Genomic DNA, 13,999 nt, shown 5'->3' on the forward strand with positions numbered 1-13,999 from the left:
CAGACGGCGCGCCGTCCGCGCGCCGGGTGCGCCCGCCCTCGGTCTTGAGTCTGGCGAGTCTGGCGGGTTTAAGTCTGGCGGATTGCTGCCGTTACATTTTCCATGGGATCCCGGCCGGGCGCGCACGCATGCCCGCGATTCCCAAGGAGGAAGAGACGTCATGACATCCGTTGCCCCCACCAGCGCCGGCACCACGATCGGCCTGGCGCCGCCGGCAGCCGGCGTGATCCGCGCGGTTCCCCGAGAAGACGTGGCCGTCGTGCCCGCTTCCACGACCGTCACGCTGGGCCAGGGCGCGTCCCCGGCGCTGACCTACACGCCGCTGCCCGTCGCGGCAGGCGTGACGCTGGCGCGCGAAGCGGCGGACGCGGTTTCCACCACCATGGCCAACACGGTCTCGGCCCGCACGCTGGCCGGCCGCGTGGAAGGCGTCGCCGCGGCGCTGCTTGACCGTTTCAAGACCGACGGCGGCAGTTTTTCGCAGTCCGCCACGTTCGCACCGGGCGCTGCCCAGGTGGACGCATTGGGCGCCTTGCAGGCCGGCGCGTCCGCGCAGTCCGAGGATGCCTATACGCTGCGCATCACCACGGCCAGCGGGGTGAAAGTGGAGGTGGGCCTGCGCAGCGGCCCCGATGGCCTGGAGGTGCAGATCGACGTGGCCGAAGGCGAGCTGGCGGAAGCCGAGCGCAACGCCATCGCCGGCCTGTCCAAGGCATTCCAGGATGCCGTGGACGGCCTGGCATCGGTGCCGCCGCGCATGGCCTGGTCCAGCCTGGGCAAGTTCGACACGGCGGTCCTGTCCTCGGTGTCGCTACAGGCCACCACGACCGCCCAAGGCGTCGTGTCGCAGTCTGTCGAATTTGTCGCGGACAGCACGCAGCGGTCGCTGACCGTCAAGAACGCCGAAGGCGTCGTGAAAGTGGACGTCGACGTAAGCAAATCCGCGCTCTTTGGCAACGCGCAGCAGCGCGCCGCGGCAGTGGGCAACTACCTCCAGCAGTTCGAGGCCGCGCGCACCCGGGGCCGCGGCGACGAGGCGCTGATGTCGATCTTCAAGGATGCGTTTGCGCAGTTGCACCAGAGCTACGACGCGGCGGCCGCCCCGTCCAGCCAGGCGCCGCGCATTGCGTCGGCCGGCTACACCTACCGCAGCCTGTTGTCGGGCGTGGCGGACTTCTCGGCCTCGGTCTCGCAGACCATGACGGCCAGCAATCCCTACAAGACCGGCGAGATCGACCAGTTCACCTATCAGGTCTCGCAAAGCAGCAGCGTGAGCGGCCGGCCCCTGTTCGACCTGGGCGTCAGGCAGGAACAACGCGCGAACCTGACCGCCAGCTTCCACACCGCGCTGACGCCGCAGCAAAAGCTCGATCTGACGCAGGACAAGGATTCGCAGTACTACCGCTTCCACCAGATCAAGGACGAAGTCACCAGCCAGACCGGCATCCGCTACGAGCAGGGCCTGCTGGCCGAAGCGACCCTGACGCACACGCGCAACCTGTCCACGCGGGTGCAGGCGTACGTGAAGGGTGAGCTGACGGAAGACACCCTGACGCCGGTGCTTGAGACCCGCACGCGCGACCTGATGTCGCTGGTGCGGTCCGCGGACCTGGAGCCCACGGAACTGGAGCGCCTGCAACGGCGCGATCCGGCCGCGGCGGACGCGATGCTGCTGGGCAAGCATCTGGCGCTGGCCAGCGCGGTGGCGCGAGAGCGCCAGGACTGAGGGCGCGCAAGCGCTGAGGGAATCGGGCGGCGGTTGTCGCCCGGCCCCGCATCGCGTCATCCCACCATTGCGTCATCGCGCCCTCGCGATCAATGACGCCAACGTGCGCTTACTTGAACAGCGCCGCGTTTTCTTCCAGCACGGCCTCGGCGCATTGCGCGTCCAGGTGGCCGCCGGGCGCGCCCGCCACGCCGATGGCGCCGATCACGCCATTGCCAGCCTTGATGGGGACGCCGCCGCCCAGGACCAGAAAGCCCGGGATGTCGGTCAGGGTGGCCGCGCCCGGATTCTTCTGCGTGTTCTCCAGCATGGCGAGCGTCGGCGTCTTGGCCGACGCGGCCGTGAAGGCCTTGGCGCGGCTGGCTTCGATGGTGTGCGGGCCGGCGTTGTCGGCGCGCGCGAATGCCTTGAGCAGGCCGGCGCGGTCCACGACGGCGGCGCTGACGTTGTAGCCCTTGGCCTGGCAGGCGGCGACGGTCGCGGTGGCCAGCTTCTGCGCGTCGGCCATCGACAGGTTGCTTTCGCTCAGCACCGCGGCGTGGGCAGCGCCGGCGCAAGCAACCGTCGAAATCAGGGCGGCGAGGGAACGTTTCATCATGGTGTCTGCATCCTTGTAGGGGTGGTGCGGTAAGGAGCAGACAGTGTGGCCAAAAGGCCGCGCGGGCGGTATACGCCCGACTACGCGCGCGCCTCCGTAGCGTTACGGAGGCCGCTTCAATCCAGCAGGCTCGCGTACTGGCGGATGAGCTGGGCGAGCGAGTCGGCTTCCAGCTTGGCGAAGACATTGGCGCGGTAGGTCTCGACGGTGCGCGGCGAGAGCGCGAATTCGCGGGCGATTTCCTTGTTGCTCATGCCGCGCACGATGCGCGCCAGCACCTCGTGTTCGCGTCCGGACAGGCGCGCGAGGCGGTCCGCCGCCGCCTGCGTCACGGCCAGCCGTTCGCGGCTGGCGATGTGGGTGCGCACGGCGGCCTGCACGGCGTCGAGGAACACGTCGTCGTCGACCGGCTTTTGCAGGAACTCCATGGCGCCGCCCTTGAAGGCGCGGCGGCACAGGTCCACGTTGGCGTGGCCGGTCAGCATGACCACGGGCAGGTCCGACCGCTCGGCAAGCCGCGCCAGCACGTCCAGCCCGCTGATGCCCGGCATGCGGATGTCCAGCACCACGCAGCCGATCGCAGGCTGCGCCAGCGCGTCCAGGAACGCCATCGGATCGCCGAAGCCCGCGCTGCGCAGGCCGACGCTGCGCAGCAAGAGCGCAAGGCCGTCGCGGACCGCGTCGTCGTCGTCCACCAGGTACACCAGGGGGGATTGATCGTTCGGCGTCATGCGGGGATGCCCGCTTGCGGCAGGCTCACGGTGAAGCAGGCGCCCGCCGGGCTGAGATTGCGCGCGGCGATGCGGCCGTCCATGGAGCCGGCCAGCGTGTCGCACAGCGCGAGGCCCAGGCCCATGCCCTGCTCGCGGGTGGTGTAGAACGGGGCGAACAGGCGCGGCAGCGCGTCGGCGGCGATGCCCGGGCCGGTGTCGCTGACGCTGAACTGGTAAGTGCCGTCCACCGCCCGGCCTTCGAGCGCGATGTGGCGCGCCCCCGGGACGCCGGCCAGCGCGTCCGCCGCGTTCTGGACCAGATTGTGCAGGATCTGCTCCAGCGCCACGCGGTCGCCCAGCGGGCGCGCGCCGGGCGTGGCATTGGTCCAGGTCAGGCGGATACCTTGCCTGGCGAGTTCGGGTTCGCGCAGAAAGCGCAGCGACGCGACCAGCGCGTCGGGATCCAGGGCCTCGCGCCGCGCGGGCGGGCTGGGCTGCACCAGCGCGCGCATGCGGCTGATGATGTCGGCGGCGCGCCTGGCCTGTTCGGCGCTGGCCAGCAGGGCGTGGCGCACGGCGGGCCGTTCCTCGTCGTCATCCAGCAGACGCTCGGCGGCGCGCGTCTGCGCCAGGATGGCGGTCAGCGGCTGATTGAGTTCATGGGCGATGCCGGCGGCCATTTCGCCCAGCGTGCTCAGCCGCGCCATCGCCGCGAGACGCGCCTGTTCCTGCTGGCGGCGCGCTTCGGCGCGCGAGCGTTGCCAGGCGGCGGCGCCGGCCACCAGCAGGCCGCTGGCCGCGGCCCAGCCCAGCCAGGCCGTCCACGGCCAGGTGGCGGGGGTGAGCGTGCGGGTGCTGCGCATCGGGAACGGCTGGCTTGCCGCGCCCAGCGGCTTTTGCAGCGCCAGCGTCCAGCCGGGCAGGCCGCCTTCGGACGGCTTGTCCAGCAGGGACAGGGGTTCGCGATCCACCGTCAGGGTCAGGTGGCCGAGGCCGGGCGGAAAGTCGGCTGGGGGCACGAGCTGGCGCGCGTCGATGAGCAGGCTCCACCCGGACGGCGAAACCAGCCAGTAGCGCGCGCCGTCCACGGGCATGGTCACGGGACGGCCAAGCTGTTGCGCGCGCCCCGCCGCGGCGGACAGGCCGGGCGGCTCCGGCTGGCTGCCGGCCCAGACGCCGCCGGGCAGATGGCCCAGCCCCAGCAGTTGGGGCATCGCGGGCTGCAGGCTGGGATAGAGACGCTCCGGAGCGGGCGGGTGCGACAACGCCGCCAGCGTGGCAAGCACGGCTTCATGCTGCACCGTCTTCTGGCTCAGCATGCGCTGGGCAATGCTGGTGCTCTGGAAGAAGCGTTCGTACTGGTCCACGTATTCCTGGCGCGCGATCCAGATCGCGCCCGCACAGAACAGGGCCAGCCAGCAGAAAAGGGCGCGCGTGCGCGAGAGGGGGTTCACGCCCGGAATTATGCCTTGCGGCAAACGCGCGCCGGAATCCGTAGGGCTACGGAGGGTCAGGCCGCCCGCTGGTGCGGGCTGGCGTCGTCCGCGGGCCGGGAATTGGCCGACACCGCCATCTGGTACAGCGCCGCCACCAGATCGGACTGCGTCACCAGTCCCAGCAGCGTGCGCGCCTCGTCCAGCACGGGCACGCAGTGCAGGCTGTCGGACATCGGGCGGGCCAGTTCGATCGCGGGCAGGCCGGGCGTGGCGAAGGGCACTTCGCTACGCATGCAGTCCGCCACCAGCAGATCGGACGCGGGCTGGGCGTCGGCGGCGACCGGCGTCAGCCGGCTCCTGCGCGCCAGCACGTCGCCCTGGGCGACCATCCCGGCATAGCGGCCCGCCGAATCGAGCACGGGCAGGGCCTGCAGGCGGTGCCGGTCGAAGAGGCGGACGGCGTAGTCCAGCGGATCCTGTTCCCTGACCGTGACCACGTCGCGCGACATGATGTCGGCGCAGCGCACGTCGCCAAAGCGCCGCACGCTGGCGCGCAGTTCGGCGTCGAGCACGATTTCCTCCAGGTCTTCCTTGCTGATGTCCAGCAGCTCGCCGCGCTGGCTCAGCGCTGCGTCCAGGTCGGAAAGTGAAAAGCCCAGGCGGGCGCTTGGGATGGGATCGCGCGTGTGGTGGCCGGCGGCCGGCTCCGCATGGCGGCGCGGGTAGTTGCGCTTGAGCGCGCCATTGAAGACCACGGCGATGCACAGGAGGATGGCGGAGTTCAGCGCCACGGGCCACAGCGCGAACCCGAAGCCCAGCTTGGCGACGGCGGGTCCGCCCAGCACGGCGGTCAGCGCGACCGCGCCGCCGGGCGGGTGCAGGCAACGCAGCGAGAACATGGCGCCGATGGCGAGCGCCGCGGCCACGGCCGCGGCTACGCCCGGCGGGGCAATGAACTGGGCGCAGAAGACGCCGATCAGGGCCGACACGAGGTTGCCCGCCATCAGCGACCACGGCTGGGCGAGCGGGCTGGCGGGCGCGGCGAACAGCAGCACGGCGGACGCGCCCATCGGCGCGATGAACCAGGGATTGGCGGCGCCCAGCGCATGGCGGCCCACCCACTCGGTGCAGAACAGGCCGAGCAGCGCGCCCAACACGCCGTAGAGTTTCTCGCGCCCGTTGACGCCCACCGGCGCCGGCGCGAACGAGCCCAGCCAGCGCTTGAATGCAACACCCAAAACAGTCTCTCCTCGCGAGTCAAAGATATATCGCGGGGCGACACTTTATCACGAGGCAGATTGCCGGGCGGCATGGGCTTATGCCCGGCAGGCGGGACAGCGCGCGGGGTGGGGCCGGATCAGGTCGGGCCGGTGTCGGCGCCCATGCGCGCCAGCAGCCGCGTCAGGAGCGGGCGCATGGCGTGCAGTTCTTCCAGGTGCGCGGCGGACAGGTCTTCGAGCGTGCGTTCGCCCTTGGTCGTCAGCACGACCTCCACGCGGCGACCGTCTTCGGGGTCGGCTTCGCGCTGGACCAGGTCCAGCCGCGCCAGGCGCCCCACCAGTTCGGCGGCGGTGTGGGGCCGGATCAGCAGGCGATCGGCGATTTCTCCGACATACAGTCCGCGCCGCCCGGGCGCATTCTTGCGGGTGCCTTTGATGGCCAGCAAGGCCTGGTGCTGCTGCGGCATCAGGTCCAGGGCGGCTGCCGCGCTTTCGCTGAACGCCGCGAACTTGCGCAGCGCATAACGGAAGTCCGCCAGCAGTTCGTAGTCGGCGGCGGACAGTCGGGGAGGAGTCGGAGAGGCGTTCACGGCGCGATTCTAATCTAGGTCGTGCAGCGATATAGATGATTTATCGCAAACGCTCTGCGCCTCTGGGTCTCTGCGTGCGGGCCCGCGCCACGACCGGCCGCGCGTCACGCGGCCATGGCGCGGCCGCCGGAAGCGCGCAGTTCCCACAGCACATCCAGCACATGCTGCGTCGCCTGCTCCACTTGGCCGGCGCGGTGCGCCATGCCCAGCGGGCGCCACAGGGCGGGGCGCACCGGCCGCATGATGACGCGCGGGTCGGGCTGCGGCGCGGTGGCTTCGTGCGGCAGCAGGGTGGCGCCGTAGCCCGCGGCCACCAGGCTCTTGATGGCGTCGTTGTAGTTCAGCTGGATGCGGGCGCGGGGATTGAGCCCGGCGGCGGCGAACCATTCCCCCGTCAGGCGCGACAGCCGCGTGCTGGCGTCGTTCAGGATGAGTGGCCGCTCGGCCAGCCAGGCCGGCGTGAGGCGCGCGGGCGCCTTCCAGGCCGCGGGCAGGAAAGCCATCACCGGGTCGCGGCGCCAGGGGCGCAGCACCAACCCGTCCAGCGGCGGCTGCGGCAGCGCCACCAGTCCCACGTCCAGGGTGCCGTTGGCCAGCCGCAACAAGGTTTCCTGTGACGTCAGCACCGCCACCTGCACGTCGATGCCGGGGTGGTCGCGCCCCAGCGTTTCCAGCGCCTGCGGCAGCAGATGCGCGATGGCGCCGGTCGAGGCGCCCAGGCGCACGCGGCCGGCCAGCCCCTGGACCTGCCGCTGCACGTCATCCAGCGCCTGATCGGCTTCGGCCAGCAGGCGGCGGGCGCGATCCAGCAGCGTTTCGCCGATGGCCGTGGGCCGGACCTGGCCGCGCTTGCGCGTAAGCAGCGGCGCGCCGACCCGGTCTTCCAGGTCCGCCACGTGCAGGCTGACGGTGGGCGGCGCCAGGTGCAGGGCGCGCGCGGCATCGGCGAACGAGCCGAGGTCGGCGATCGCGACCAGGGTGCGCAGGCGGTCCAGGCTGATTTCTCGCATTGCAGATCCGGGTGGCTGGGTGTTGGGGCGCTGGGTCGCTGGGGCATGTATGCCTTGCGCGCCGCTTGTGTCGTTCAGAAAAGCTGTCGTTCAGAAAAGCTGAATTGAATGATCATGATATTCGACTTTTCTTATCGGCATCCTGGATCGAAGATAAAGCCCTTCCTGAGCGCATCAGGCAACCCCGAACCACGCGGACAGCATCATGACCCAACCCCTTGTTTTCATCGACGGCGACCAGGGCACGACCGGCCTGCAGATCCATGAACGGCTGCACGGCCGTACCGATCTGCGCCTGCTCACGCTGCCCGAGGCCGACCGCAAGAACCCGCAGCGCCGCGCCGAGGCGATCAACGCCAGCGACATCGCGATCCTGTGCCTGCCCGACGAACCCGCGCGCCAGGCGGCCGCCTCCGTCGTCAACCCCAAGGTGCGCATCATCGACGCCAGCTCCGCGCACCGCACGGATGACGGCTGGGTGTACGGCTTTCCGGAAATGAGCGAGGGCCAGGCCGAACGCATTGCCCACGCGCAGCGCGTCAGCAATCCCGGCTGCTATCCCACCGGGGCGATTGCGCTGCTGCGTCCGCTGGTCCAGGCTGGCCTGGTCCCCGCGGACTATCCGGCGGTCGTGCACGCCGTGTCGGGGTATTCGGGCGGCGGCCGCGCCAGCGTGCAGGCGTACGAGGACCCGGAAGGCGCGCGCGGCCCCGCATTCCAGGTCTATGGGTTGGGCCTGGCGCACAAGCACACGCCCGAGATCCAGCGCCACGCCGGCCTGTCGCAGCGCCCGGTCTTCGTGCCGTCCTATGGCGCCTTCCGCCAGGGCATCGTCCTGACGGTGCCGCTGCACCTGCGCCTGCTGCCGGCGGGCGTGGACGCCGCGACGCTGCACGGCGTCCTGCAACGCCACTACGCCGGCGCGGCCCATGTGCAGGTGGTGGCGACCGAGGACGCCGCGTCCCATACGCACCTGGATCCGCAGGTCCTGAATGGCACCAACGACCTGCGCCTGGCGGTGTACGGCAATGCGCAGCACGGCCAGGCGCTCCTGACCGCCGTCTTCGACAACCTGGGCAAAGGGGCGTCGGGCGCGGCGGTGCAGAATCTGGACTTGATGCTGGCGGCGCTGCGCTGAGGGCGATTACTTGTCAAGCCACGGCGCGTCTTTCCAAAGCTGCTGAAACTCGGCCTCGCCCGCCGCCAGCTCCTTGGCGTAGTCCGCGGGCGGCAGGTAGCGCAGCGGGGCGAACATCTCCCTGGCCTTGGCCTGGAACTCCGGATCGTCCACGGTGCGCTTCACGGCCGTGACCAGCTTAATGCGCACGTCGTCGGGCAGGCCCTTGGGCGCGGCCAGGCCGCGCAGCGACGCCAGTTCAAAATCGAAGCCCTGTTCCTTGAAGGTGGGCACGTCGGGCAATGCCGCCGAGCGCGTCTTGCCCATCTGCCCGAGGAATCGCAGGGGCGTGCCGCCTTTCTGGTACTGGAGCGCTTCGCCGACGTTGATGGCTCCGATGGTGATTTCGCCGCTTGCCAGCGCGCCGCGCACCTCCCCAGCCCCCTTATAGGGGATGTGGCTGAGCTTGGTGCCCGAGGTGCGCTCGAATCGCAGCATGGCCAGGTGATCGTCCGACCCCGTGCCGGTGGTGCCGACCGTGGCCTTGCCGGGATTCGTCTTGGCATAGGCCGTCAGGTCGGCAAGACTCTTCAGCGGATTGTCCTGCAACACCGTGAACGCGCCGGGATCGTCGATCAGGTTGCCCAGCAGGTCGAAGCTGCGCCACGTAAAGCCGGTCTTGCGTTCGATGGGAATCGTCAGCAGGTTGGGCGTATTGATGAAGCCGATGGTGTAGCCGTCGGGCTGGGCGCGGGCCAGTTCCGCGAAGCCGATGGCGCCGCCCGCGCCGGGGCGGTTCAACACCACGATGCGCGCGTCGCCGCCCAGGTGCTTCTGCAGATACGGGGCCATCATCCGCGCCACCAGGTCGGTGCCGCCGCCGGGGCCGTAGGACACGATCAGATTGATCGGTCGATCGGGATAGCCGGCCGCCTGCGCGGCGCCCGAGCAAAGCGCGGCGCCTGCCAGGAAGGTCGCCAGGATGCGCAGCGTGTGGCGCTTGTGGCGTCGTTGATTGTGCTGTCGTAGATTGTTCTGGTGTTGCATGGTTGTCTCCTTGGGGTTGTGGTGGCGGTCATGGGCCTGCGCCGGCCTTGCGGCGCGGACAGGCGCGCATGCCGCCTTGTTATGTCAGATTGGCAATGCGTTGGGCGGCCCGCGGCCAGACTTCCGGATTGACGAGCTGCGGCGGCCGTTCGCCGCGCAGCATTGCGGCCAATTGGTTCGCGGATGATCGCGCGACGTTGCGCCGCGCTTCGTGCGTCACCCCGGCGGTATGAAACGTCGCCACGACGTTGTCCATCGCCAGCAATGGGGCCGAACGATCGGGCGGTTCCTGTTCCCACACGTCGAGCCCGGCGCCCCGCAGGTGTCCGCTGCGCAGCGCGTCGTGCAGCGCGTTCTCGTCATGGATGCCGCCGCGCGCCGTCGACACGAACACCGCGCCGCGCTTCATCGCCGCGAAGGCCTGCGCGCCGAACAGTCCGCGCGTGGACGCATCCAGGGGGCAATGCAGCGACACGATGTCGGATTGCGCCAGCAACTCGTCCAGCGCCACGGGCTCGGCGCCGCGGCTGCGGATGGTCGCGGCGCCGAGCAGCGGATCGTGCGCAATCACGCGCAGCCCGAAGCCGCGCGCAATGCGCGCCACGCTGGTGCCGATCTTCCCGATGCCTACCAGGCCGATCACGCTGCCGTGGATCTCATGGCCCATCAGGTCTTCCCGGGTAAAACCCGTGTCGTGGCGCAGGCGGTTGTGCGATTCGACCACGCGGCGTTGCACGGCCAGCAGCAGCGCGTAGGTATGCTCGGCCACGGACTCCGCGTTGCCGCCGGCCTGGTTCACGACCGCGATGCCGGCCGCCGTGCAGGCGGCCACGTCGATGGTGTCGTAACCCGCGCCGCCCGAGGACACGCAGACCAATTCCGGACATTGCGCGATCAGTTCGGCGCTGACGAACCACGCGCGAGGCAGCTCGTCCTTGGCCGCGGAGACGTGATAGGCGTGCGCCGTCTTCAGGCCAGCCAGCGTGCGGGCGTCATCGCCCTTGGCCGGCAGCACCGACAAGGACACGCCGGGTGTGGCGCGGATGATCTCGTCGAACACCGGGTTGAGCCAAAGATCCAGGCGGCAGAGCCGCGCGGTCTTGCGGGGCGCGGCCGCGTTCACAGCGCGCCTCGCGCCGTGGGGGCGGCGTCGACCGGGGCGCGGTCCAAGGGGCCGCCATTCGGGCAGTCGTGCAAGGGGAATCCGATTTCCGGCATGGCGCGTTGTCTCCAGAGGTGTATCCGGGGCGACTCTACGCCGGGTGTGTCCGGAGATAAAGCGAATAATTTGCCGTCGAAAGAAACGCTTTTTGGAAACCATTTAGGCGCAATGCCGGGGGCGCAGACGCTAGACCATGCCCGCCGGCGCGTGGAAATCAAGGCAGGCCTGCGCGTGCGCCCGCAGGCTTTCCAGCATGGGCCGGGTATCGTCGCGGCGCCACTGGAAGGTGTAGGTCAGCGGGCGCAGCGGCGCGAAACCCGGCAGCGGCATCAGATCGCCGCGATCGATCAGGATGCGCGCCCACGCCGCGGGCAGAAAGCCGAGCCCCAGGCCCTGGCGCAGCATGGCCGCGATGCCGCCCCAGCTGTTGCAGCATTGATTGCGCCCGGGGGAGACGCGCTGTTCGGTCAGCCAGTCGTCCAGAATGCGGATCGCGCCCGAGCTTTGCGGCAAGGTGATGAGCGTCAGGCCGGGCAGGTCGGCCGGCGTGAGGGTGGCAGGGTCGGGCACGGCCCGGACGGACGCCACCCACTCGAAGTGGGCGCTGCCGATGACGCGCGAGGCCAGTGCGGGGCGCGACGAGGGGCCGGCGATGACGGCGAAGTCGAGCTCGCCTTCTTCCAGCCCCCGCTCCACCAGTTCTCCCACGCCCACGAAGGGTTCGACGAGCAGATCCGGATGGGCTTGCTGGATGACTTCGATCAGGCGCGCCATCCAGGTCAGAGAGGTCAGCTCGCCCGCCCCGAAGCGGCAGCGGCCGGAATAACTGCGGTTGGTGCTGGCCTGCTGCATGAACTGGTCGGCATTGCGCAGCAGGTCCTTGGCGTGCGGCACGAGCTGCTCGCCCAGCGCGGTCAGCGTCGCGCTGCGGGCGCTGCGGCTGAAAAGCTCGGCGCCCAGGGAAGACTCCAGCTCGCCGATGCGCTTGGACAGCGAGGACACGGAAATATTCAGGCGGTTCGCCGCGATGGCGAAGTTCTTGCAGGTGGCGGCCCAATAAAAGGCTTCGAGTTGCTTGAGGGTCATGGCGGCGGGCGGTCGGCGCAAAAGTCGCTAAGAGTGAATAAAAGTGTAAAGAGGGTGATCAATAAAGTCACTTTATTCAAACGGACACCGAGCCTATAGTCATCCGCCGTCACCACGACACCCTGAGACCAGACCACAGCGCGGCGGCTCGCCTTGCGGGCGCTGCGAGGAGCCATCATGCCCGACCCATTGCGCCGCATGCTCAGCCTGCACGACTTCGAAGCCGCCGCCAGGAAGCGTCTGCCCAAGCCCATCCACGCGTACGTATCCGGCGCGGTCGAGGACGGCCAGTCCGAATGGGGCAACCGCGAGGCATTCGCCGGGTATGCGTTCCGGCCGAAGGTGCTGGTGGACGTGTCCGCCCGCAGCACCCGCTGCACCGTGCTGGGACGGGAATACGCCGCGCCCGTGGGCGTGGCGCCCATGGGGATTTCGGCGCTCTCCTGCTACCGCGGGGACATCGTGCTGGCACGGGCGGCCTTCGAGGCCGGCGTGCCGTGCATCATGAGCGGCTCGTCGCTGATCCGTCTGGAAACGGTCATGGAGGCGGCGCCCGGCACCTGGTTCCAGGCGTACCTGCCGGGCGATGAAGCGCAGATCGCGGCCCTGATCGATCGCGTTGCCGCCGCCGGCGTGACCACGCTGGTGCTGACGGTCGACACGCCGGTCGCCGCCAATCGCGAGAACAACGTCCGCGCCGGATTCTCGACGCCGCTGCGGCCCAGCGCGGGCCTTGCATGGCAGGGACTGACGCATCCGCGATGGCTCTTCGGCACCTTTCTGCGCACGCTGGCGCGCCACGGCATGCCGCATTTCGAGAACAACTACGCGACGCGCGGCGCCCCGATACTGTCGGCCAGCGTGCTGCGCGACTTCTCCGACCGCGGCCACCTGAACTGGCGGCACGTGGCGGCCATCCGGCGGCGCTGGCAGGGCCAGATGGTGTTGAAAGGCATCCTGCATCCGGACGACGCGCGGTCCGCCCGCGCGCTGGGCATGGACGCGGTCATCGTGTCCAACCACGGCGGCCGGCAACTGGACGGCAGCATGTCGCCCCTGCATGCCTTGCCGGCGATCCTGGACGCGGCGGGCGATATGGAAGTGATGCTGGACAGCGGCGTCAGGCGCGGGTCGGACGTGCTGAAGGCCATGGCGCTGGGTGCGCGCTGCGTGTTCGTGGGGCGTCCCTTCAACTATGCGGCCGCGGTGGCCGGCCAGCGCGGCGTGGCCCACGCCATCGGCCTGATCACCGAAGAGGTCAAGCGGAACATGGGCCTGTTGGGCGTGGTGGACTTGCGGGAGCTGGACGCGGGCTTTCTGCGGCGGGTGGGGGAGGAGGGCTATCGCGCTTCGTGATGATCCGCCAGCGTGTCCACCACCAACTGGCGCAGCCACGTGGTGCCGGGATCGCTTTCAAAGCGTGCGTGCCAATGCACCGTGACGCACAGCCCCGGCAGCGCAATGGGCAGCGGGCGCACCTCGAACGCGTCGTCATGGTTGAACCAGACGGCGGCACGGTAGGGCAGCGTCACGGTCAGATCCGTGCGGCGGACGATCTCGGCCGCTGCCGAGAAATGCGGTAGCGTCAGGTAGGGCTGGCGATGCAGGCCGGCCTCGGCCAGCACGTCGTCGAGCAGGCGGTGCGCGCTGGCGCGCGAGGCCACCAGGATGTGGTCGAGCCGCTTGTACTGCCCGCGCGTCAGGCCTGTCGCCAGCACGGGATGGCCGCGACGCCCCATGCAGACATAGCGTTCGCTGAAGAGATCGGCATGGCAGGTCTGGCGTCCCAGCCCCGCGAGGTTGCCGATGGCAAGATCCACCGCGCCGTCCTTGAGCGCCTGTGGCAAGTCCTCCAGCGGCACTTCGCGGACCTCGATCCGCAGGCGCGGCGCCTGCGCGTGCACACGCTCCATGATCGGCGGCAGAAACACCATTTCACCGATATCCGACATTGACAGTTGAAACCGGCGCGTGCTGGTGGCGGGCTCAAAGCGCAGGCGCAGGCTGACCGCTTCGGCAAAGCTGTTCATGCCGCGTTCGATGGGGTCGGCCAGCGCAAACGCGATCGGCGTCGGCTGCATGCCGGACGGTGTGCGCAGGAATAGCGGATCGCCGAATTGTTCGCGCAGCCGCCCCAGCGCGTAGCTCACGGCGGGCTGGGTCAGGTTCAGCCGTTGCGCGGCCCGCGTCACGCTGCGCTCTTGCAACACGGTCAGGAAAACCCGCATCAGATTCAGGTCCAGTTCCATGCATGCCCTTGATATCAATGGCGTTTATAAGGCGAATAATACCCA

The 13,999-nt window shown here is 69.6% G+C and carries 13 protein-coding genes; 3 read left to right on the forward strand and 10 right to left on the reverse strand.

Translation table 11 applies throughout. From position 1 onward, the window contains the following. Window positions 1-160 precede the first annotated feature (160 nt). Window positions 161-1,726, forward strand: a complete 1,566-nt coding sequence (locus ACZ50Q_RS13950; protein WP_464081917.1) for a hypothetical protein — start codon at window positions 161-163, stop codon at window positions 1,724-1,726. Between the two features lie 109 nt (window positions 1,727-1,835). Here ACZ50Q_RS13950 and ACZ50Q_RS13955 read toward each other — a convergent pair whose 3' ends face one another. From ACZ50Q_RS13955 to ACZ50Q_RS13980, 6 genes are all read right to left on the reverse strand, one after another. Further along, window positions 1,836-2,324, reverse strand: coding sequence for a GlcG/HbpS family heme-binding protein (locus ACZ50Q_RS13955; RefSeq protein ID WP_464081918.1), 489 nt, complete (start codon window positions 2,322-2,324; stop codon window positions 1,836-1,838). Between the two features lie 116 nt (window positions 2,325-2,440). After that, window positions 2,441-3,055 carry a response regulator transcription factor gene (locus tag ACZ50Q_RS13960; RefSeq protein ID WP_076520726.1) on the reverse strand — a complete coding sequence of 205 codons (615 nt, stop codon included), beginning with the start codon at window positions 3,053-3,055 and terminating at the stop codon, window positions 2,441-2,443. Beyond that, a complete protein-coding gene (locus ACZ50Q_RS13965) occupies window positions 3,052-4,491 on the reverse strand; it encodes a sensor histidine kinase (protein ID WP_464081919.1) in 1,440 nt (479 codons plus the stop codon). The genes ACZ50Q_RS13960 and ACZ50Q_RS13965 overlap by 4 nt, the downstream gene beginning before the upstream one ends. A 56-nt stretch (window positions 4,492-4,547) precedes the next feature. After that, the gene (locus ACZ50Q_RS13970) at window positions 4,548-5,711 is read right to left on the reverse strand and encodes an HPP family protein (protein WP_092578102.1); all 1,164 of its coding nucleotides are present in this window, start codon (window positions 5,709-5,711) and stop codon (window positions 4,548-4,550) included. Window positions 5,712-5,830: 119 nt separating this feature from the next. Continuing rightward, window positions 5,831-6,283, reverse strand: coding sequence for a MarR family winged helix-turn-helix transcriptional regulator (locus ACZ50Q_RS13975; RefSeq protein WP_092578101.1), 453 nt, complete (start codon window positions 6,281-6,283; stop codon window positions 5,831-5,833). 104 nt (window positions 6,284-6,387) lie between these two features. After that, a complete protein-coding gene (locus tag ACZ50Q_RS13980; protein ID WP_092578099.1) occupies window positions 6,388-7,293 on the reverse strand; it encodes a LysR family transcriptional regulator in 906 nt (301 codons plus the stop codon). Window positions 7,294-7,498: 205 nt separating this feature from the next. Between ACZ50Q_RS13980 and argC the strand changes: the two genes are divergently transcribed. Further along, window positions 7,499-8,431, forward strand: a complete 933-nt coding sequence (argC, locus tag ACZ50Q_RS13985; protein ID WP_464081920.1) for an N-acetyl-gamma-glutamyl-phosphate reductase — start codon at window positions 7,499-7,501, stop codon at window positions 8,429-8,431. A 6-nt stretch (window positions 8,432-8,437) separates the two neighbouring features. Here argC and ACZ50Q_RS13990 read toward each other — a convergent pair whose 3' ends face one another. The 3 genes from ACZ50Q_RS13990 to ACZ50Q_RS14000 form a co-directional block, all read right to left on the reverse strand. Further along, the gene (locus ACZ50Q_RS13990; RefSeq protein ID WP_464081921.1) at window positions 8,438-9,457 is read right to left on the reverse strand and encodes a Bug family tripartite tricarboxylate transporter substrate binding protein; all 1,020 of its coding nucleotides are present in this window, start codon (window positions 9,455-9,457) and stop codon (window positions 8,438-8,440) included. 79 nt (window positions 9,458-9,536) lie between these two features. Beyond that, on the reverse strand, window positions 9,537-10,580 hold the full coding sequence (locus ACZ50Q_RS13995; RefSeq protein ID WP_464081922.1) for a hydroxyacid dehydrogenase: 1,044 nt from the start codon (window positions 10,578-10,580) through the stop codon (window positions 9,537-9,539). Window positions 10,581-10,805: 225 nt separating this feature from the next. After that, window positions 10,806-11,705 (reverse strand): LysR family transcriptional regulator, encoded by a 900-nt coding sequence (locus tag ACZ50Q_RS14000; protein ID WP_092578094.1) that lies wholly within the window; start codon window positions 11,703-11,705, stop codon window positions 10,806-10,808. A 177-nt stretch (window positions 11,706-11,882) separates the two neighbouring features. On the opposite strand from ACZ50Q_RS14000, the gene ACZ50Q_RS14005 reads away from it, so the two are divergent. Continuing rightward, window positions 11,883-13,061 carry an alpha-hydroxy acid oxidase gene (locus ACZ50Q_RS14005; protein WP_464081923.1) on the forward strand — a complete coding sequence of 393 codons (1,179 nt, stop codon included), beginning with the start codon at window positions 11,883-11,885 and terminating at the stop codon, window positions 13,059-13,061. On the opposite strand, the gene ACZ50Q_RS14010 is transcribed toward ACZ50Q_RS14005, so the two are convergent. Next, the gene (locus ACZ50Q_RS14010) at window positions 13,046-13,954 is read right to left on the reverse strand and encodes a LysR family transcriptional regulator (protein ID WP_464081924.1); all 909 of its coding nucleotides are present in this window, start codon (window positions 13,952-13,954) and stop codon (window positions 13,046-13,048) included. The two genes, ACZ50Q_RS14005 and ACZ50Q_RS14010, sit on opposite strands and share 16 nt — an antisense overlap. Window positions 13,955-13,999 lie beyond the last annotated feature (45 nt).

The sequence above is a fragment of the Achromobacter sp. T5-5 genome (assembly GCF_055397965.1).

What these genes read in the sequence shown, in the direction of transcription:
- ACZ50Q_RS13950 (WP_464081917.1), top strand. Translation starts at nt 161, where the DNA reads ATGACATCCGTTGCCCCCACCAGCGCCGGCACCACGATCGGCCTGGCG.
- ACZ50Q_RS13955 (WP_464081918.1), bottom strand. Translation starts at nt 2,324, where the DNA reads ATGATGAAACGTTCCCTCGCCGCCCTGATTTCGACGGTTGCTTGCGCC.
- ACZ50Q_RS13960 (WP_076520726.1), bottom strand. Translation starts at nt 3,055, where the DNA reads ATGACGCCGAACGATCAATCCCCCCTGGTGTACCTGGTGGACGACGAC.
- ACZ50Q_RS13980 (WP_092578099.1), bottom strand. Translation starts at nt 7,293, where the DNA reads ATGCGAGAAATCAGCCTGGACCGCCTGCGCACCCTGGTCGCGATCGCC.
- argC (WP_464081920.1), top strand. Translation starts at nt 7,499, where the DNA reads ATGACCCAACCCCTTGTTTTCATCGACGGCGACCAGGGCACGACCGGC.
- ACZ50Q_RS13990 (WP_464081921.1), bottom strand. Translation starts at nt 9,457, where the DNA reads ATGCAACACCAGAACAATCTACGACAGCACAATCAACGACGCCACAAG.
- ACZ50Q_RS14000 (WP_092578094.1), bottom strand. Translation starts at nt 11,705, where the DNA reads ATGACCCTCAAGCAACTCGAAGCCTTTTATTGGGCCGCCACCTGCAAG.
- ACZ50Q_RS14005 (WP_464081923.1), top strand. Translation starts at nt 11,883, where the DNA reads ATGCCCGACCCATTGCGCCGCATGCTCAGCCTGCACGACTTCGAAGCC.
- ACZ50Q_RS14010 (WP_464081924.1), bottom strand. Translation starts at nt 13,954, where the DNA reads ATGGAACTGGACCTGAATCTGATGCGGGTTTTCCTGACCGTGTTGCAA.